Origin of the sequence: Parasphingomonas halimpatiens (assembly GCF_036663795.1) — a bacterium.
GTDB lineage: Bacteria > Pseudomonadota > Alphaproteobacteria > Sphingomonadales > Sphingomonadaceae > Sphingomonas.
This window is the reverse complement of the sequence record NZ_JAXOJP010000018.1, coordinates 29,267-47,069: the sequence shown is the minus strand read 5'-3', so window position 1 is coordinate 47,069 and position 17,803 is coordinate 29,267. Positions and strand designations below refer to the sequence as shown.

17 protein-coding genes are annotated in these 17,803 nt (G+C 68.9%); 6 read left to right on the top strand and 11 right to left on the bottom strand.

Annotated elements, in window-relative coordinates:
• Position 1: 1 nt before the first annotated feature.
• The 3 genes from U1839_RS17110 to U1839_RS17100 all read right to left on the bottom strand — a co-directional run bounded on the left by U1839_RS17110 (position 2) and on the right by U1839_RS17100 (position 5,145).
• Positions 2 to 1,765, bottom strand: a complete 1,764-nt coding sequence (locus U1839_RS17110; RefSeq protein ID WP_332804797.1) for a hypothetical protein — start codon at positions 1,763 to 1,765, stop codon at positions 2 to 4.
• A gap of 82 nt (positions 1,766 to 1,847) precedes the next feature.
• Complete coding sequence (locus U1839_RS17105; RefSeq protein WP_332804796.1) at positions 1,848 to 3,953, bottom strand: prolyl oligopeptidase family serine peptidase; 2,106 nt, start codon at positions 3,951 to 3,953, stop codon at positions 1,848 to 1,850.
• A 73-nt stretch (positions 3,954 to 4,026) separates the two neighbouring features.
• Positions 4,027 to 5,145 carry an alpha/beta fold hydrolase gene (locus U1839_RS17100; RefSeq protein WP_332804795.1) on the bottom strand — a complete coding sequence of 373 codons (1,119 nt, stop codon included), beginning with the start codon at positions 5,143 to 5,145 and terminating at the stop codon, positions 4,027 to 4,029.
• Positions 5,146 to 5,257: 112 nt separating this feature from the next.
• On the opposite strand from U1839_RS17100, the gene U1839_RS17095 reads away from it, so the two are divergent.
• Entirely contained in the window at positions 5,258 to 5,674 is a 417-nt protein-coding gene (locus tag U1839_RS17095) for a hypothetical protein (protein WP_332804794.1), read from the top strand.
• Positions 5,675 to 5,891: 217 nt separating this feature from the next.
• Here U1839_RS17095 and U1839_RS17090 read toward each other — a convergent pair whose 3' ends face one another.
• Positions 5,892 to 6,065 carry a hypothetical protein gene (locus U1839_RS17090; RefSeq protein ID WP_332804793.1) on the bottom strand — a complete coding sequence of 58 codons (174 nt, stop codon included), beginning with the start codon at positions 6,063 to 6,065 and terminating at the stop codon, positions 5,892 to 5,894.
• Between the two features lie 74 nt (positions 6,066 to 6,139).
• On the bottom strand, positions 6,140 to 7,270 hold the full coding sequence (locus tag U1839_RS17085) for an MBL fold metallo-hydrolase (RefSeq protein WP_332804792.1): 1,131 nt from the start codon (positions 7,268 to 7,270) through the stop codon (positions 6,140 to 6,142).
• A 122-nt stretch (positions 7,271 to 7,392) separates the two neighbouring features.
• Between U1839_RS17085 and U1839_RS17080 the strand changes: the two genes are divergently transcribed.
• The 3 genes from U1839_RS17080 to U1839_RS17070 all read left to right on the top strand — a co-directional run bounded on the left by U1839_RS17080 (position 7,393) and on the right by U1839_RS17070 (position 10,696).
• The gene (locus U1839_RS17080; RefSeq protein WP_332804838.1) at positions 7,393 to 8,583 is read left to right on the top strand and encodes an MFS transporter; all 1,191 of its coding nucleotides are present in this window, start codon (positions 7,393 to 7,395) and stop codon (positions 8,581 to 8,583) included.
• A gap of 83 nt (positions 8,584 to 8,666) precedes the next feature.
• Positions 8,667 to 9,308 (top strand): ATP-binding cassette domain-containing protein, encoded by a 642-nt coding sequence (locus U1839_RS17075; RefSeq protein ID WP_332804791.1) that lies wholly within the window; start codon positions 8,667 to 8,669, stop codon positions 9,306 to 9,308.
• Complete coding sequence (locus tag U1839_RS17070) at positions 9,305 to 10,696, top strand: hypothetical protein (protein WP_332804790.1); 1,392 nt, start codon at positions 9,305 to 9,307, stop codon at positions 10,694 to 10,696. The genes U1839_RS17075 and U1839_RS17070 overlap by 4 nt, the downstream gene beginning before the upstream one ends.
• Before the next feature lie 16 nt (positions 10,697 to 10,712).
• Here the strand turns inward: U1839_RS17070 and U1839_RS17065 are convergent, their stop codons facing one another.
• A complete protein-coding gene (locus U1839_RS17065; RefSeq protein ID WP_332804789.1) occupies positions 10,713 to 10,910 on the bottom strand; it encodes a hypothetical protein in 198 nt (65 codons plus the stop codon).
• Between the two features lie 2 nt (positions 10,911 to 10,912).
• The gene (gene tgt, locus U1839_RS17060; protein ID WP_332804837.1) at positions 10,913 to 12,049 is read right to left on the bottom strand and encodes a tRNA guanosine(34) transglycosylase Tgt; all 1,137 of its coding nucleotides are present in this window, start codon (positions 12,047 to 12,049) and stop codon (positions 10,913 to 10,915) included.
• Between the two features lie 124 nt (positions 12,050 to 12,173).
• Between tgt and U1839_RS17055 the strand changes: the two genes are divergently transcribed.
• Complete coding sequence (locus U1839_RS17055; RefSeq protein WP_332804788.1) at positions 12,174 to 12,482, top strand: DUF3601 domain-containing protein; 309 nt, start codon at positions 12,174 to 12,176, stop codon at positions 12,480 to 12,482.
• An 806-nt stretch (positions 12,483 to 13,288) separates the two neighbouring features.
• On the opposite strand, the gene U1839_RS17050 is transcribed toward U1839_RS17055, so the two are convergent.
• The 4 genes from U1839_RS17050 to U1839_RS17035 form a co-directional block, all read right to left on the bottom strand.
• Positions 13,289 to 14,107: a nucleotidyltransferase domain-containing protein gene (locus U1839_RS17050; protein WP_332804787.1), complete on the bottom strand. Its 819-nt coding sequence runs from the start codon at positions 14,105 to 14,107 to the stop codon at positions 13,289 to 13,291.
• Positions 14,108 to 14,148: 41 nt separating this feature from the next.
• Complete coding sequence (locus tag U1839_RS17045) at positions 14,149 to 14,709, bottom strand: methyltransferase family protein (protein ID WP_332804786.1); 561 nt, start codon at positions 14,707 to 14,709, stop codon at positions 14,149 to 14,151.
• A 192-nt stretch (positions 14,710 to 14,901) separates the two neighbouring features.
• On the bottom strand, positions 14,902 to 15,501 hold the full coding sequence (locus tag U1839_RS17040; RefSeq protein ID WP_332804785.1) for a tetratricopeptide repeat protein: 600 nt from the start codon (positions 15,499 to 15,501) through the stop codon (positions 14,902 to 14,904).
• Positions 15,502 to 15,566: 65 nt separating this feature from the next.
• The gene (locus tag U1839_RS17035; protein WP_332804784.1) at positions 15,567 to 16,070 is read right to left on the bottom strand and encodes an EF-hand domain-containing protein; all 504 of its coding nucleotides are present in this window, start codon (positions 16,068 to 16,070) and stop codon (positions 15,567 to 15,569) included.
• 137 nt (positions 16,071 to 16,207) lie between these two features.
• Here U1839_RS17035 and U1839_RS17030 point away from each other — a divergent pair, with 137 nt between their 5' ends.
• Positions 16,208 to 17,803 carry a SulP family inorganic anion transporter gene (locus U1839_RS17030; RefSeq protein WP_332804783.1) on the top strand — a complete coding sequence of 532 codons (1,596 nt, stop codon included), beginning with the start codon at positions 16,208 to 16,210 and terminating at the stop codon, positions 17,801 to 17,803.

The window sequence follows — 17,803 nt, the reverse complement described above, 5'->3', positions numbered from 1 at the left end:
GCTAGACCCACACCGACGAGCAAGCGCGGCGCGGGTCGCGCGCGGTGCGGCGCCAGCGTTCGATCTTCTGCGCGGTGCGATCGTCGGGGTGCAGCGTGGCGACGAGCGCGGCGGCGGCGCCCTGGCGCTCGAGGATGATCCACAGCATCTCGTAGCGGCCGCCGTCGCGCCGGTCGGCCGGCGTGACAGCGATTTCCGCGGCGATGCGCGGTGCTGCGGCGCTTCCGTCGGCGCCGAGCGTGCACAAGGCGATGAGGCCGCCGACGCGCTGTTCACCGCGGTTTTTGTCGGCCCAGGCCGGAATGCCGGCGATGGCGAGGATACGGTCGAGCGCGGCGGGGCCGGCATCGGCGAGGCGGGTCAGCGCCGCCCAGGCCTTTTCGTGGCGCGCCGGATCGTCCGCCAGCGCGGCGAGGCGGGGGTAGAGTGGCTTCGCCGCACCGGGCGGCAGCGCCTGGATGCCGCGCGCCATGACCTGCACGATGTCGCCGCCGGCGGGCATCGGCGCGTCGCCCAGCCGATCGAGCAGCGGCGCGCCGAGCGGCGCGGCGGCCTCGCCGAGCCGACGGATTGCGCGGCTGAGGTAGAAGAGCTGCGCCGCGTCGAGCCGCGGATCGGCGATGATTTTGGCAAGCGCGGTCACGTCGTCGCCGTCGGCCGGGCCGGATTCGGCGACAGCACGGAGATATTGGTCGGTCAGCGCGAGGCCGGGATCGTCCTTTGGCGCCGTGGGATCGGCGAGCCCGCGCAGCAACGCGTCGGGCAGCGGCCAGCGGCTGCCCGATGGCGGCGCGGCCACGGACAGCGCATAGCCGAACGTGCCGCTCATCACCTCGGGCAGGGTGTAGCGCGCGACCACGCGGGTGGTGCGCAGGAATCCGACATCCTTGAGCCATTCGCCGTCGCGCGAATAGATCCAGGGCACGATCAACGGGCGCGTCGTGGTCATGGTCTGGCGGAATATCGGCGCCAGGCCCCGCGCGGTGCGACGCCATGCCGCGACACGTTGCGCCTGCAGCATGGGGCGCGGCGCGCGCCCTGCATCGGGGAGGGCGATCGGCTGCTCTGCGATCACCAGTTCGGCCGCGTCGAGCGTGGCGGGCGAACGGATCAGGCATTCGCCCGCCGCGATGCGCAGCCGGATCGTGTCGAGCGCGGACGCGGCGCGGGGTTGACCTTGGTCGATCTCGTCGCCGAGCTGCTGCCAGCCATCGGGCTTCGGCAGGTTCGCCGCGGGGCAGCGGTCGTGCTGCTCGATGCGATATGCCACGACCGTCATGTTGCGAAGCGGGTCGGCGGGGTCGCCGGGTCGCCCGACCAGCACCGTCGCGGCCGCCTTGCCGTAGAGCAGGCGCAGGCAATATTGGTGGCAGTCGAGCCGATCGACATCGCGCGCGCGCCAGGCGGGAGCGGCAAAGAGCAGGGCGATGCTGTGTGGCCGGTCGACGACGGGAGGAGCGGCGATGTCGCCGCCGCGCAGCGCAGCGGCGCTCGCCACGAGCGGCTGGTTGACGAACCAGGGCGGAATCACCCCCACGGCGACGGTCAGCATGAGCGCGGCAGCCCAGCGCCACCGTCCCGGCCAGAGCAGCCCGAGCGCGAAGACGAGGCTGTAGCCGAGCAGGCTGGGCGCGGCGAGCAGCATCAGCCCGGGCACGATCAGGAAAAGTGCGATGACCGTCAGTGTCTGCGACGCAAGGCAGATTGCCGAGAGAATCGCCAGGAAGACGATATAGCCGGTGAAGGTCCAGTTGCGTACGCCCATGGCGCGGCCCTAGCCGATCTGGATTAAGGGCGTATTGCGAAAGGGTTGGCGCGCGACCTGTCGCCGCGCGCCACGCCCCGATTCAATCCATCAGCTTGCGTTGCAGATAGGTCATGGTCAGCGCGGTGGTGCGCGCGCTCTGCTTCAGGTCGGCGCCCGAGCCGTGGCCGCCCTCGGTATTCTCGTAATAGAGGAAGGGCAGTTTCAGCTCCTCCATCCGCGCGGCGAACTTGCGGGCGTGCTGCGGGCCGACGCGGTCGTCCTTGGTGGTGGTGAAGATGAACGGCTCGGGATAGGCGCCGCCCGCCTTGAGGTTGTGATAGGGCGAGGTCTTCTGCCAGAAGGCCATCACCGCCGGGTCGGCGTTGACGTCGCCATATTCGCCCTGCCACGAGGCGCCGGCGGCGATCTTCGAGATGCGGATCATGTCGAGCAGCGGCACCTGGATGACCACCGCGTTCCACAATTCGGGGTGCTGGGTGAACTGCACGCCCATCAGCAGGCCGCCGTTCGAGCCGCCCTGGATACCGAGCCGGCGCGGGCTGGTGATGTGCCGCGCGATCAGGTCGCGCGCCACGGCGGCGAAATCGTCATAGATGATCTGGCGCTTGGTCCCGAGCCCGGCCTCGTGCCATTTCGGCCCGAACTCGCCGCCGCCGCGGATATTGGCGAGCACAAAGGCGCCGCCGCGTTCGAGCCACAGCTTGCCGTTGGTGGCGGAATAGTTCGGTGTCTCGCTCACCTGGAAGCCGCCATAGGCGGTCATCAGCGTCGGTGTGGTGCCGTCATATGTGATGTCCTTGCGATGGACGACGAAATACGGGATCTTCGTGCCGTCGCTCGATGTCGCCTCGAGCTGCTCGACGACATCGTTCGAGGCGTCGAACTTGGCCGGCAGCGTCTTGACCGGAGCGAGCGTGCCCGCCGCGGTGTCCGCGAGATAAAGCGTCGAGGGCGTCAGGAAACCCGCGACATTGACGAAGGCGAGGTCCGAAGTGTCGTCGGTGGCGCCATAGCCGATGTCGAGATTGTCGGGCAGCGCGAGCCGCCGGCTGGTCCAGCCGCCGCCGGCTTTGGGGGTGTAGACCCAGGCGCGACCGCGGACATTTTCGAGCGTCGAGATCAGCAGCTTGCTTTTGGTGGTGCGCACGCCGTCGAGCGAATCGCGCGGGCCCGGCGCCCAGATCAGCTTCGGTTTGAGCGCGCCGGGCGCGGCCTTCAGCGCGGCGAGATCGAGTTCGGCGACCGCACCCGCCGGCAGGCTGATGCCGCCCGCCGTCCACGCCTCGTCGAGCTGGACGATGACGCGGCCGGCGACCAGCCCGACCAGGCTGACCTTGTCGGGGATCGCGACCTTCTTCGTGCCGGCGCCGGTAACGATGAAGGTCTGGTGGTGGAAGGTGTCGAGCGGGCGCTCGATAAAAGCGAGTTGGCGACCTTGCGCGTCGCGCAGCACGTCGGGGCTGACGCCGTAACCGCCATCGGCCTTGTTGCCGCGATAGACCTCGACCGCTGCCGCCAGCGTCGCGCCGCGCGTCAGGCGCTTGACGACATAGGGATAGCCCGACTGGGTCAGTTCGCCGGGCGAAAAGTCGGTCGAAACTAGCAGATGGTCGGCATCCTCCCAGGCGACGCGGTGCTTGCCGCGCGGCAGGTGGAAGCCGCCCGGGACGAAGCTGGCGGTGTCGAGGTCGAACTCGCGCACCTCGACCGCGTCCTCGCCGCCGTCGGACAGCGAGACGAGGCAACGTTTCTCGTCGGGGCGCAGGCATTGCAGGCCCTTCATCACCCAGCTCTTGCCCTCGGCCTTGCCGAGCGCGTCAATGTCCAGGACGGTGGTCCAGTGCGGCGTGGCGCTGCGGTAATCGGCCAGCGTGGTCTTGCGCCAGATGCCGCGCAGATGCTCGGGGTCCTGCCAGAAATTGTAGATCGCGCCGTGCACGAAGCTTGGCGCGGGGATGCGATCCTTGGCGCCGGCGATGGTCAGCGCCTGGTCGTAGAAGCCCGCATAATGCGGGTCGGCCTGGAGCAGCGTGGTGCTCGTCGCATTGTGCGCATTGACCCATTCCATCGCGCGCGGCGACGATACCTCTTCCAGCCAGACATAGGGGTCGTCGGGTGCGGCTTGGGCGATAGCGGCGAGGGGCAGGGTGGCGGCGGCAAGCAGGGCGATCGGCAAGAGGCGCATCGGATAATCCTGTGGTGAAGCGGGCAGCTTAGCGTTTCCGGTCGGGGTGGCAACGTGCCCGAATAGGAGAGGTTCAGCGCGGCGGCGTCGCGGTGCGCGCGAGCAGGTCGGCGAGGTCGGCCCGCCAGTTGACCGCCCATGTGTGCGTGCCATGGCCATGCGTGTCGGCGGTCTCGGGGATCAGGCGAAAACGCGCGTCCTTCATGCGCTTCACCGCCTGCGCGGGATAATCGAGATTGCGCGGGTTGATGAAATCGTCGGCGGAATTTATCCAGCTGACGGGCGCGGTAATCGCGTCGAGCCGCGGCCATGGGTTATAGGTTCGCGAGGCATCGACCTGGTAGATCAGGTCATTGGCATCGAGCGTGGCGATGGCGCGGGTGACACGGTCGCTGGCGAAGGCGGAAGCAGCATCGCGTGTCGGGTAGAGCTGCTGGAAGTTAAGCGGCGCGGCGCCGGCGACGAACAGCAGCGATTCCGCGGTGCGCAGCCCCTGCAATGGCTGTGTCTTGTACTCGCCGCCGGCCCAGGCCGGGTCGCTTTCGATGCCGTCGATCAGCAGCTGGCGCCACATCCGGTTGAGGCCGGCGAGCGCGACCGGCTCGCACGCCAGCGGCATCAGCGCGCGCATGTAACCGGGGTGGGCCTCGCCCCACACCAGGCTGTGCATGCAGCCCATCGAGGTGCCCATGATCAGCCGCATCCGCTTGATGCCAAGGCCATCATGGAGCAGCCGATACTGGCCCTCGACCATGTCGGCATAGTCGTATTTGGGGAAGCGCATGTGCAGCCCGTCGGACGGCTTGGACGAGCCGCCATGGCCGATGCCGTCGGGCAGGATGATCCAGTAGCGCGTGATGTCGAGCGGCTGGCCGGGGCCGTAGAGCAGGTCGGCGAATTGCGGGGCGAGGAACTGGCGGCCGGTGCCGCCGGTGCCGTGGAGGATCATCACGGCGTTGTCGATCTCGCCCGCCGCGTTGCGGTGCGGCTGGCCGAGCATGGCGTAATGGAGTTTAAGCTGCGCCAGCGTCTCGCCCGAGGCGAAGCGGAAGTCCGGCACCACGAAATCGCCGTCGCGCGTCGGCCAGGTCCTGGCGGCGGCGGGGGCTGATGCCGGGGTGGCGGTTGGCGGGGATGGCGCGGCGGCTGGGGTAGCGGCCTGGGCGGCGAGGAGCAGGAACAGCGACAGCATCGCGCGATTGTGCGCGTTTGTCGCGGGGGTGCCAAGGGGTGTCGGCCCGCGCTATGACGGGAATCGGCCGGATCGCGCGATCGTCGGCCAGGGAGATGAGGGGGAGAGATCGATGCGCGTTTCGCTGTTATCGCTTGCCATGATGTCCGCGCTGTTCGCCAGCCCGGTTGCCGCCGCGCCGGGCAATCGCTGCGCGGCGCTGCGCCCGGCCATGACGGCCACCCAACGCGCCGCCGATGCCGCGCTGGTTACGCGGGTCGGCAAGCAGAAGGTCACCGCTGCCCAGGTCAGCCATGTCCTCGCCGAGGGCGACTGGCGGCTGATATGGGCGACGCCCGCCGATGCCGAGCGCGGGGTGTTCTTCTTCCACCGCGTCGGGCGCAAAGGTTACCGGCTGGTCGACACCTGGGGTGGGGTGATCGCGCCCGACGATCGCAGCGGCTCGGTTGCCTGGGCGCAGGCGCGCGCCGGGCACCCGTCGCGGCGGCTGGCGACATGCTTCGTCGATGCGGTGATGGCGGGGAAGTAACGGCGAAAGGCCCTTTGGTCGGTCTGCGGGAATACTGTGCCGGGAAGCAGGCTAGCGGCGTTCTCTTGTTGGCTTCCCCGGCGAAGGCCGGGGTCCAGTTGGGGGACGCTGCGACCGGCGTTGCCGCTCATCATATCCATCATCCCGACTGGGCCCCGGCCTTCGCCGGGGAAGGAAGGATAGACACGGCATGTAATCAGAATTCTTGCCCGATGCTCTAGCCGGTCGACAACTCCGCAGCCCTGCGCGTCAGGCGCTCGGCCTCGTCGATCAGCTGCGCGGCATGCAGTTCGACCTTTTCGCCGACCGCAATGGTCAGGCAATTGAGCGCTTCACGGTGCAGGCGGGCGGCGCGATCGCGGGCGCGATCGGCCTTGGCCAGGGTGTTCACGCTCGCCTAATGCGTACCGGATCAATCGGTTCCGCAATGATGTTGGCAGTTTTGCCGGCTCCGGCCGAGCGGCCCTAGATTGCCGCCGGACTGTTCGAAAAGACGAAGGTCGAGCCGACATAGGAGCGCACGACCTTTTGCGGCATCAGCCGCAGCGCCTCGGCGATGAACACCTCGCCGGTGCAGTGCATCGGGATGATCCAGGTCGGGTCGATGCGCGCGAACTCGGCGACGGTGCGGCGCGCCTCGTCGGCGGTGCGCGGGCGGACGAGGTGGAAGCCGCCGATCACGGCATGGACCTTGTCGATCCCCGACACCGCCTGCGCGCGGCGCACCGAATTGATCACGCCGCGATGGCTGCACGAGGCGATGACGACGAGGCCGAGCCCCTTGACCGCATAGCAGGTTGCCAGTTCGTGCTCGCCATCATCGGCCAGTTCGGCCTGGTTGCGCTTGGCCGGATCGAGCAGCGTGCGATCGCAGCCGATGCCGGGGCGCATCCGCGTCGGGATCGCGGCGCGTTCGAAGCTGTCGAGCGGGATGACGCCGGTGGTGAAGGCATGGTCGGCGACGATCCGCGGTGCCGGGTCGATCCGCACGTCGAAGCCGGCGCGGGCCAGCGCGACGCGGTCGAGCGCGCCCATCACCGGGGGCGGATCGCCGACCATCGCGATACGCTCGCAAAAGGTCTCCTCGCCGCCGACGGTCAGCGGGAGATGGCGGCTTCGCGTGGGATGCGCGCCGAACAGGCCGGCGAACCCGCCATAATGATCGAGATGGCCGTGGCTGAGCACTGCGGCGTCGATGCGCGCCGGATCGATGCCGAGCAGCCCGAGATTGTTGGCCAGCACTTCGCGCGAATAGCCGAAATCGACCATTACTTCGCGGCTTTGCGCACCACGCCGGGAGGCGGCGAGCAGCGACAGGCCGAATTCGCCGAGCAGCGCGTGCGGCAGCATCCGCGGCATGTGCTGCGTCCCGCCATTGCCGGCGCGCAGCACCTTCATTCCCGGCAGATCGAGATTTTCGAGGAACGGGCCGAAGGTCGCACTGTCGGTGACGACCTGGACGCTGAGGCTGTCGACCTCGGGAACGGCGAGCAGCGCCGGCGCGGGCACGGCGCGGGCGACGGTCGCGCCGAGGCCAAGCGCGGCGGCGGCGATCGCCGCGCGCCGCGTGATGCTGCCATGAAGAAGATCTTCCATCTTTTTCCGACTCCTCGGTGCCCATGTTAGCAGGTCTGCCGGCCGGCGAAAGGCGAGGTCGCGCGCCCTGATTGTGAGGTTGCCGCTGCGCCGGGCGCCGCCTAAGGGCTCGCCCGGTGTCCATGCCCCCCCAAACCCGCCCGATCGACGCTCGGCTGACCTTAGTCTTTGCCGTCGCGTGCGGCCTGATGGTCGCCAATCTCTATTACGCCCAGGCGCTGGTCGGCGAAATCGCGCCCGCGCTGCGGCTGCCGCCGGGCATCGCCGGGCTGGTCGTGACGCTGACCCAGATCGGTTACGGCGCCGGGCTGATGCTGATCGTGTCGCTCGCCGACCTGGTCGAGAATCGCCGGCTGATCCTCGTCATGGTCGCGGGCGCCGCGCTTGGCCTGACGGGGGTGTTCCTGTCGCGCGACGCGGTAAGCTTCCTGCTGTTCTCGTTCGTCACCGGCTTCTGTTCGGTCGGCGCACAGGTGATGGTGCCGCTCGCCGCGCATCTCGCGCCTGATGCCAAACGCGGGCAGGTGGTCGGCAATATCATGGCGGGGCTGATTACCGGGATCATGCTCGCACGCCCCGCAGCAAACGCGTTGGCGGCGGTCGCGGGGTGGCGCGCAATCTTCGCTGTTTCCGCCGTTTTGATGGTGGTGCTCGGCCTGGTGCTGGCGCGGCTGTTGCCGACGCGCAAGCCGCGGCCCGGCATGCATTATGGTGCGATCCTCGCTTCTAGCCTGTCGTTGCTGGTGCGCACCCCAACGATCCGCCGCCGCGCCGCCTATCAGGTGCTGCTGTTCGCGACCTTCAACCTGTTCTGGACGGCGATTCCGCTGCTGCTCGGCGACCGCTTCGGGCTCGGCCAGATCGGCATCGCGCTGTTCGCGCTGGCCGGTGCGGGCGGTGCGCTGGCCGCGCCGATCGCCGGGCGGTTGGGCGACCGGGGCTATATCCGCGCGGGCACGGCGGTGGCGCTGGTCAGCGCGGTGCTGGCGATGTTCGGTGCGGACTGGGCGGCGGCGGCGCACGGCCTGATCCTGCTCGCCGCGATGGCGGTGCTGCTCGATGCCGCGGTCCAGTTCAACCAGGTGCTCAGCCAGCGCGTCATCTATGGGGTTGCGCCCGAGGCGCGGGGACGGGTCAATGCCAGCTACATGACCTGCATGTTCATCGGCGGCGCGGCGGGGTCGACGCTCGCGTCGCTCACCTATGCCCATGGCGGCTGGACGACGACCGCGCTGAGCGGGGCGGCGCTCGCGGCGCTGGCGTTGGCACTGTTCGTGACCGAAGGGCGGCCCGGCGCCCGCGCCACCGCTTAGGCGCGGCCATTGCCGAAGCGCACGGGCCGCGCCTGGATGCGTCGCCCTTGCACTTACTGTATTATATAAGTAACACGCATCGGATGAACATTCTCGCGCTCGATTCCGTCCGCAAATCCTATGGCCGCACGCTGGTGCTGGACGATGTCAGCATCGGCTTTCCGGTTGGGCTCACGCTGCTGACCGGGCCGAGCGGTGCCGGCAAGTCGACCTTGCTGCGCCTGCTCGCCACCGCCGAACGACCGACCAAGGGCCGCATCCTTTGGGACGGCGTGGCCTTGCCGGCGGGCCGCGCCGCGCTGCGCCGGTCGCTGGGTTATGCGCCGCAGGCGGTCGACCTGCCCGATGATCTCAGCGCGCGCGGCTTCGCGCTGCACATGGCGGCGTTGAAAGGGCTCGATCTCGCTGCCGCCGACGGCCAGTTCGGCGCGATCACCGCCGCGATCGGGCTGCACGGCGATATCGACAACCGCATCGCCACTTTCTCCGGTGGGATGCGGCGGCGGCTGATCTTCGCCCAGGCGCTGCTCGGCGCGCCGCGCCTGCTGGCGCTCGACGAGCCGACCGCCGAGCTGGACGGCGAGACCGCACGCAAGGTCGGCGCGCTGATCCTCGAAGCGGCGAAGTCGGCGGCGGTGGTGATGACCACGCATCTCGCTGAGGAACTCGCGCCGCACGCCGTGGCGGTGCTGCGCGTCGAGGGCGGACGGGTGCTGCCGGCATGAGCGCGGTCGCCGTCGTGCGGTCATCCCTTGGCACCAGCCTGACGCGCTATCGGCGCAGCTGGGGGCTGTGGCTGTTGCTGATCCTCGGACCGGTCGGGGCGCGCTTCATGGTCGCGCGCGACGATGGATCGGGCGTACAGATCGCGCTCGGCAACCATCTGCCCGTGATGACATCGGCGGTGCTCGGGGTGTCGCTTGGCATCGTCGTGTCGACGTTGCTGCTGCCGATCGGCTTTCTCTACCTCCGCGCCAACGTCACGCGGCGGCAGCCATGGCAGATCGAGGAGGTCACGCCCGCGTCGCGCGTCGCGATCGCGCTCGGGCGGTTCGGCGCCGATGTCGCCATATTGTTCGCGATGCTCGCGACGCTGACCCTCGCGGGCTGGTTGCTCGGTTGGCTGATCGTCACCGGCCCGCTCGACATCGTGCAACTGAGCCTCACGCTGTGGCTGGTCGCGGCGCCGGCGGTGATGGGGATCGCCGCGTTGCGCATCTTGTTCGATGCCGTGGCGCTGACGCGGCGCGGCCTGGGTGAGTTGCTCTATCTCATCCTGTGGATCACGTCGCTCGCTGGGCCCGCCGCGGTGGAAGGGGCGCGATCGAGTTTCGCGACCAATTTCGCCGATTTTCCCGGCTTCTATCGTCCGCTGGTCGGCCCCGTCCCGACGGCGCACGACAATATCGCGATCGGCGGCAGCGACCGGCTCGCGCCGGGCCGGGTGCCGCTCGACGTGATGGCCGGGATTACGGCCCCAGGCTATATCGCCTCGCGCCTCGCCTGGGCGCTGATGTCGGTGGTCGTCACGGTGTTCGCCGGGCTGATCTACCGCCCGCATCGGCCGCGCCGCAAGGCCGCGCGACGCGGGATCGTCGCGCGCCTGCTCGCCGCGCCGCCACCGAAGCCGGCCGATCCCAATGCGGCGCAGGCCGGACGGGCAGCATTCGCGTTCGGCAATCTGGCATGGGCGGAATTCCGGCTGATTGGCTGGGGGCGCCCGTTCCTGCTGCTGGCGGTATCCGCTGCCCTTGCGGGGCTGGCCGGCGACTATCGCCATATCGGCAGCCCGGCGGCGGCACTGCTGCTGATCTTCGCGATTGCCGGCCATGCCGGCCGGAGCGAGGCGAGCGGCTTGCTCGCGTTGACGCGCACGGCATCGCAATCGCCGCTCGCCCGGCGGGTCGCGTTCGTGATGGCGGGCGTTGCCTGGGCTGTCTTGTTTGCCGCACCCGCAGCACTGCTCAACCTGTCAGCTCGACCGCTAACGCTCGCGGTTTTCACCGGTGCGACGACGGCGCTGGCCGCGAGCGTGTTGGCGGCGATCAGCCGCTCGGCGTTCGCGCCCCGGCTGGTGTTGCTGATCCTGTGGTATGGCTATTTGTCGTCGTAACGCCGGTAACGTGGCGCTATTTCTTGCGTTGCTGCGCGTAGAGCAACGCGGCGGCGAGTGCGGCGGAGCCGATCGCGACGCCGGCGGCGGCAATCGGCCAGACGCGGTTGCGCGCCGGCTCGGGGGTGCCGGCGGCGGCATCCTGGTGGCGCTTGGCGGCACGCGTCGCGGCGATGATCTCGTTGCTGTCCTTACTGTCTTCCTTATCGGGCACGCTTACTCTCCTCTGGTTCCGCGGTAACGCGCCCTGAACGCATCGGCAAACGCGGTGATCCGTGTTTCGGCGATGGCGGCGCGCAGATCGGCCATCAGCGCCTGATAGAACCACAGATTATGCTCGGTCATTAACATCGCACCGAGAATTTCGCCTGAGCGAACGAGATGGTGGCAATAGGCGCGGCTCCATGTCGCGCAGGTCGGGCAGGCGCATTCGGGGTCGAGTGGTCCCCGGTCCTCGGCGAACTTCGCGTTGCGGATGTTGATCGGGCCGGTGCGGGTAAACGCCTGCCCGGTGCGGCCCGAGCGCGTCGGCATGACGCAGTCGAACATGTCGATGCCGCGCTCGACCGCGCCGACGATGTCGTCCGGCTTGCCGACGCCCATCAAATAGCGCGGCTTGTCGGCGGGAAGCTGGCCGGGCGCGAAATCGAGGCAGCCGAACATTGCCTCCTGCCCCTCGCCCACGGCGAGGCCGCCGACGGCATAACCGTCGAAACCGATGTCGATCAGTGCATCGGCCGATTGCCGGCGCAATCCCTCGTCGAGCGCGCCCTGCTGGATGCCGAACAGCGCCGCGCCGGCGGCATGCTCCTCGCCGCCGTCGAAGGCGGCACGACTGCGCTTCGCCCAGCGCATCGAGCGTGCCATCGCCGCTTCCTGTACTTCGGGCGTCGAGGTGGTGGGGACGAGTTCGTCGAACGCCATGACGATGTCCGAGCCGAGCAGCCGCTGGATCTCGATCGAGCGTTCCGGGCTGAGCAGGTGACGCGAGCCGTCGAGATGCGACCTGAACGCTACGCCCTCTTCGGAGCGCTTGGTCAGGTCGGCGAGGCTCATCACCTGATAACCGCCGCTGTCGGTGAGGATCGGTCGGTCCCAACCCATGAAGCCATGCAGCCCGCCGAGCCGCGCGACACGCTCGGCGCCGGGGCGCAGCATCAGGTGATAGGTGTTGCCGAGGATGATGTCGGCACCGGCGGCGCGGACATCGGCCGGCTTGACCGCCTTGACCGTCGCGGCGGTGCCGACCGGCATGAAGGCCGGCGTGCGGATCTCGCCACGCCGCATCGCGATGGCGCCGGTGCGGGCTTTGCCGTCGGTGGTGGTGATGGAGAAGGCGAAACGGGGGGGCATTGTCACGAAGGTGCCATGCCGTTTGGGGTGGGGATTGTCGAGGGTTTCGGGTGTTGGGGTCGCGGAGGTGTCAGTCGGCTGTCACCCCGGTTGCGACCGAATGGCGATTGCGTTAGCCCGTCGCATGATCGGACCATTTGAACAGGGCCATTGGACCGCGCTGAATGGCAAAAGTTCCTTCCAAGGGCTGATCGCCGGCGGCCAGAGCGTCGTCGCCGCTCCTTTCACCGATTTCGACGGCGACACTCATCCCGCGGGAGAGGCCTGGACCTTTTTGGGATCAGCTTTCCAGCCGCACGATGATGGGCTGTCGCTGTTTGTGTCACTCGACGGCAGGCAGGAGTGGCAGATCCGTTTGCAGTGGCGGGCAGAAGCCCAGGCTGAAATTCTCGATGACTTGGGCCGATATATTCAGTCGGCGAGTGGCAGCTAAGCACCACGTTTGCCCGCATCTGCCCCCGCCCCCGCCCTCCATCGCGCGTACCAGGCCGACGGGTTGGGATTGCCGGGAGTTCGAGTGTTTGGGTCGAAGTGGCAGCCCGGCCACCCGCACCATTGGCGAAGATAGGCCAGGATGCTAAATCGTCACCATGTGGGCAATCCTGCTTATGTCGGCCTCGATGGCCTCGGGTGAATCGACGCTACACATCAAGGTTGATCCGACCGTGGGCGGTCTGATCTTGCCTTATGTGCAATGTGTTACAGCCCATGACTATGGCCTGCCGCCTGGTAGCGTCAGAGTTGCGTTCGCAGCCTGCCGCGCCGATCGGAATGGCGTTGTGAGGCGGTCGCGCGGCGCCGGGAGCCGAATGCGCATCAAGGCGGCGCTCGCGGACTTCGAAACGCAGTATCTGCGGCTTAAGCTCGCCAGCGTAGATCGTCGAGACTAGCTATCCTTGCTCGGGCGCCGGGTTGCATTGAAGCGGATGCGCGAATTTCCCGATGTCACATTGCTGTGGCGCCGGTGCGGCCAGCGCTAAAGATCTGACCCCGTCCCATCGTACTGTGATATGCCATCTTCCATGTCGGCGGCGGCCGACCCGCTGGACGTCAGTTCGGAAATGAATTTCCACACCGACCAGACCATCAGCCCAGCCACAGGAAGAAGCAGCAGCATTTTCACAGGACGAATGTAGTACATGTTCGCGTGGCCACAACGCCGCCCCTATTCATCGGGTGGCCGTGTAGGCGCCTGCGCGAACCAGGCGCGCGCGCGTGGATCACCGACTACTTCACGCGTCAGTCGCCTGGCGCGAAGCGATCGAGCAACTCCAGAAACATCGCCTGCGCGGCGTCGCGCGCGACATCGTCGGGTAGCGGGCCACGGTCGGCGGCCTGGGCGAGATCATATTCGCTCGTGATGAAGCTGGCGATCGCCGGCGGGATCGGCGCCGTGCCTAGCTCGCGTGTGCGCGCCTTGCGCTCGATCAGGTCCGCGACGATCGCGGCGACCTCGCCCGGCGGTGCGCTCTCGGCGAGCAACTGGGCGAAGTTCATCGGCGGCAGGCGCCCCGCATGGTGCCGCATCCAGCGCAGCGCGGCGGCCGGCCGCAGCGCATAGAAGAGCTTCTTGCCCGGCATCTCGCCGCCATCGGCATGGCGTGTCCATTGCCGCTCGCCGAGGTGGAGATAATGGCGCGCGATCAGGCCGCGCGGCGCGATCCTTTCGGCAAAGGCATCGAGCGTGTCGCGAAAGGCCGCGTCGCCGCGATAGGCGATCGGCGAACGCAGCCATTCGATCACAACCGCATTGCCCTTGACGATCAATCGCAACGCCTTGGCGACGTCCCAGCCATTGACGTCGAGCAACCCATCGAGCGGCGTCTCGATCACGTCGCGCGGCGCCCATAAAGCGAGATAGTCGCTGCGCCGCCGGAGGTAGAGGAAGCGGCAGTCATAGTCGCTGTCGGGCGAGGCAAAGCCCCAGGCGCGGCTGCCGCTTTCGATGGCGAGCGGGATGGCGACGCGCTCGTCGCGCACCACGGCATCGAGCCGCGCGTCGATCGCCGCGACCTCGTCGGTGGCGAAACTTTCGGGAATGGAGCGCAGCGCGGACATGGCGCTCCGCTTTGCCGCGCACGCCCTGCCTTGTCGAGCGCCTACCACACCGGCGGCAGCAGCGCCCAGCTGCGCGCGCGATACGCCGTCCAGGCCGCGCCGAAGCGCCGGGCGAGCGCGGCTTCCTCGATGCGGATGCGGTGGGCGAAGGCGAGGCCGGGGACGAGCAGGATCGTCGCCAGCGACGCCGCATTGTCGAGCGCGAGGCCGAAGCCGAGGCACGTCACCATGGCCCCGGCATAGGATGGGTTGCGCAGCCGGGCATAGGGGCCGTGCGCGATCAGCCGGTGATCGTCGAGCATCGTCACCTCGGTGCGGAAGAAACGCCCGAGCGTGCGCACCGACCACAGCCGCAGCGCGATGCCGCTCCACATGATGACCATGCCGACGACGAGCGCGACGTGGCGCGACAGCGGCAGGCGCGCGGCGGGCAGGTGCAGCGCGAAGTTGACCGCCGCGACGATCGCCGCAACCATCGCGACGATGATCACCACACGGCTGCCGTGATCGGCCGCCACACCGCCCGTCGCGCCGGGATCACGCCGGAAGATGACCAGTTCGCTCAGCGCCCAGCCAACGTAACTCATCCAGAACAACGCCATCAGCACGGCCCATTCGCTCTCCCAGTGTATTGTTATAATAACACGCGTGCTGCCGGCACGCAATGACGGGGACGTGATGGTGTCAGGTGTTGGCCGTCGGTGCGCGTTGATCGAAGCGATATTCGCGGGCGATCTCGGTCGCGCGCTGTACCGCTGCCTCCATGGCGCTGCGGTCCATGTCCTTGCCGGCAATCAGCAGGTAGCCTTGCGCGACGACATCGCCGGCGGTCGCGGCGATGATGAACCAGGCGACTGCCTCATGCGCATCGGCGGCGACGCCTTCACCGTGCAGATAGACCACGCCGATCTCGTTGAAGGCAGGGACGTTGCCGCGCCGCGCCGCGCCGCCTCCTGATAGGCGAGCAGCGCGCCGGCGTAGCTTTGCGGCACGCCGCGACCGGTAGAATACATCACGCCGAGGCTGACATAGGCATTGGTGAAGCCCTGCGCGGCCGATTTGCGAAACCACGCGACGGCCTGCGCGGGGTCGCTCGCGACGCCATCACCTGTGTCGAGCATCACGCCGAGCCGCCATTGCGCGTGCTTTTGTCCGGCCTCGGCGGCGCGGCGATAGATCGTCGCGGCGCGGGCCTTGTCGACGGCAACCCCGCGCCCCTCGTCATAGAACCAGCCGAGAAAATCGAGCGCCTCGGGGTCGTTGGTCGCGGCGCTCTTATCGACTGCGGCGAGGGCTTCTGCCGTCTTGCCATGAGCGAGCAGATCGCGCCAGGTCGCGACCTCGGCGGCAGAACCAAGCGATGCGAGCATGGCGAGCGCGAACAGCAACCGCATAGTCTCCTCCCGTCGCCGACCGCGCGGCTCGGTACATCGCTATGCCATGCAAGCCGGCTCCGGCGTCAGCGCCGCTTCTTTCCGCCGCGCTCCGGCCCTCCGCCGCCGGTGCTGGCGCGGATCGTCAGCAGTTCGGCGCGGGTCAGCACGCCGTCATGGTTCTTGTCGAGCCGGTCGAAGGTGCGGGCCAGTTCGGCCTGCAATTCGGCCAGCGTGATGCGGTTGTCGCCATTGGCGTCGACGCTGAACGGGCTGGGCAGGGCGTTGGCGTCGCCGAGCCATTTCAGCGCCCAGTCGCTGTACCCGATATAGCCGATCGACCCGCTGTGCGTCTCGTCGACCGCAGCGAAGCTGCGCGTCACGCAGGTGGTGAGCTCGGCACGGGTGACGTGGCCGTCGCCATCCATATCGCAGGCGGCGATCATCATCGCGACCGGCTCGACCACCATCGTTGGCGGGGTGGAGGGCTGGGGGGCGCCGGCGGCGGTGGGCGGGGCGGGCGGCGGTGGCGCGGTTTGCGCGGTAGCGGGGGCGGCGAGCAGCAGGGCGATCGGGAAGAGAAGGGGCATCGGTCGTCCTTGCGTTCGGAGGGCTTGCCCCTTCTCTACATCGCCCGCGCCTGACAAGACCATGAATGATCGATGCGACCCGGATCGGTAGCGGCGAAGCCGGTTGCACGGTCGCGCCATCGCGGTAGGCTGACGCGATGACGCTGCCGACCAGAGACCTGCTTGCCGGCGCGGCGGTCGCGGGGATCATGCTGCCCGAGGCTGTCGCTTATGCCGGGATCGCCGGGCTCGCGCCGGCGCATGCTATCGCCGCGGCGGTGGCGGGCGGGCTGGCCTATGCCGCGCTCGGGCGCAGCCGTTATGCGATCGTCGCGCCGACCTCGTCCTCCGCCGCGATCCTCGCAGCGGCGCTCGCCGCGCTGCCGGTGGCGGGCGGGGCGCTGGTCATCGCGGTCGTCGCGCTGGTTGGGGTGATGTTCGGTGTGGCGGCGCTGTTCCGGCTCGGTGGGCTGGCCGGCTTCGTCTCGCGGCCGGTGCTGCGCGGTTTCGCCTTCGGCCTCGCGGTGACGATCATCGTCCGCCAGTTGCCGGCGATCGCGGGGGTCAAGGTGCCGGGCGGCAACATCGCGCTGGTGCTGCTCGGCCTCGCCGAACGCATCGGCACGGTGCATGTCGCGAGCCTGCTGGTCGGGGCCGGCGCGCTGCTCGCGCTGTTGCTGCTGCGCCGCGTCAAGGCGTTGCCCGGGCCGCTGATCGTGCTTGCCGCCGGCGTCGCGCTCGCCTCGCTGGTCGATCTGCCGGCGGCCGGTGTCGCGCTGACCGGGCCGATCCCGCTCGCGCTGTCCTGGCCGACATTGCCCGCGCTGAGCTTCGGCGGCTGGGCGCGCGTCGCGCAGCTCGCGCTGCCGATCGCGCTGATCCTGTTCGCCGAAAGCTGGGGGACGATGCGCTCGATGGCGCTGCGCCACGGCGACACGCTCGACGCGAACCGCGAGCTCGGCGCGCTGGCCGGGGCCAATCTCGCCGCCGCGCTGGTCGCCGGCATGCCGGTCGGCGCGGGGTTTTCGGTCGGCTCGGCCAATGACAGCGCCGGGGCGACCTCGCGGCTGTCGGCGGTGGTCGCCGCGCTCGGCCTCGCCGCGTTGATCCTGTTCGCCGCGCCGCTCGTCGCGCGCATCCCCGAGCCGCTGCTCGCCGCGATCGTCATCGCCGCGCTGACCCATGCGCTCGCGCCGGCGCCGTTCGTGCGGCTGTTCCGGCTCGATCGCGACCAAGGCGTGGCGATTGCCGCCGCGCTCGGCGTGCTCGCCTTCGGGGTGCTCAACGGCATGCTCGCCGCGATCCTGCTGTCGCTCGGCACGCTGCTGCGGCGCTTCTCGCAGCCGACGATCAGCGAACTGGGCCGCGTCGGCACCAGCCATGATTTCGTCGATATCGCGCGCCACCCCGAGGCGCGCGGGTTGCCGGGCGTGGCGCTGTTCCGCCCCAATGCGCCGCTATTCTTCGCCAATGCCGAGAGCGCGCTCGGTGCGATCGTGGCCCGCGCGCTGGCACGGCCCGACGCGCGGCTGATCGTGCTCAGTCTCGAGGAAAGCAGCGATCTCGACAGCAGCGCGGTCGAGGCGCTGGGCGAGTGCGTCGCGACGCTCACCGCCAATGGCCGCCGCGTCGTGCTGGCGCGCGCGCATGATGCGGTGCGCGACGTGCTGATGGCGGCGGGGTTGGAGGAACTGGCGCGCGGCGCTACCTTCAGCGTCGCCGACGCGGTCGCGCAGCAGGAGGAGACAGCCTGA

Coding starts and splice junctions, on each gene's coding strand:
- U1839_RS17050 (WP_332804787.1), bottom strand. CDS start 14,107: ATGTCCGCGCTGCGCTCCATTCCCGAAAGTTTCGCCACCGACGAGGTC.
- U1839_RS17095 (WP_332804794.1), top strand. CDS start 5,258: ATGCGCGTTTCGCTGTTATCGCTTGCCATGATGTCCGCGCTGTTCGCC.
- U1839_RS17100 (WP_332804795.1), bottom strand. CDS start 5,145: ATGCTGTCGCTGTTCCTGCTCCTCGCCGCCCAGGCCGCTACCCCAGCC.
- U1839_RS17085 (WP_332804792.1), bottom strand. CDS start 7,270: ATGGAAGATCTTCTTCATGGCAGCATCACGCGGCGCGCGGCGATCGCC.
- U1839_RS17040 (WP_332804785.1), bottom strand. CDS start 15,501: ATGCGGTTGCTGTTCGCGCTCGCCATGCTCGCATCGCTTGGTTCTGCC.
- U1839_RS17080 (WP_332804838.1), top strand. CDS start 7,393: ATGCCCCCCCAAACCCGCCCGATCGACGCTCGGCTGACCTTAGTCTTT.
- U1839_RS17075 (WP_332804791.1), top strand. CDS start 8,667: ATGAACATTCTCGCGCTCGATTCCGTCCGCAAATCCTATGGCCGCACG.
- U1839_RS17045 (WP_332804786.1), bottom strand. CDS start 14,709: ATGGCGTTGTTCTGGATGAGTTACGTTGGCTGGGCGCTGAGCGAACTG.
- tgt (WP_332804837.1), bottom strand. CDS start 12,049: ATGCCCCCCCGTTTCGCCTTCTCCATCACCACCACCGACGGCAAAGCC.
- U1839_RS17035 (WP_332804784.1), bottom strand. CDS start 16,070: ATGCCCCTTCTCTTCCCGATCGCCCTGCTGCTCGCCGCCCCCGCTACC.
- U1839_RS17105 (WP_332804796.1), bottom strand. CDS start 3,953: ATGCGCCTCTTGCCGATCGCCCTGCTTGCCGCCGCCACCCTGCCCCTC.
- U1839_RS17110 (WP_332804797.1), bottom strand. CDS start 1,765: ATGGGCGTACGCAACTGGACCTTCACCGGCTATATCGTCTTCCTGGCG.
- U1839_RS17055 (WP_332804788.1), top strand. CDS start 12,174: ATGATCGGACCATTTGAACAGGGCCATTGGACCGCGCTGAATGGCAAA.
- U1839_RS17030 (WP_332804783.1), top strand. CDS start 16,208: ATGACGCTGCCGACCAGAGACCTGCTTGCCGGCGCGGCGGTCGCGGGG.
- U1839_RS17070 (WP_332804790.1), top strand. CDS start 9,305: ATGAGCGCGGTCGCCGTCGTGCGGTCATCCCTTGGCACCAGCCTGACG.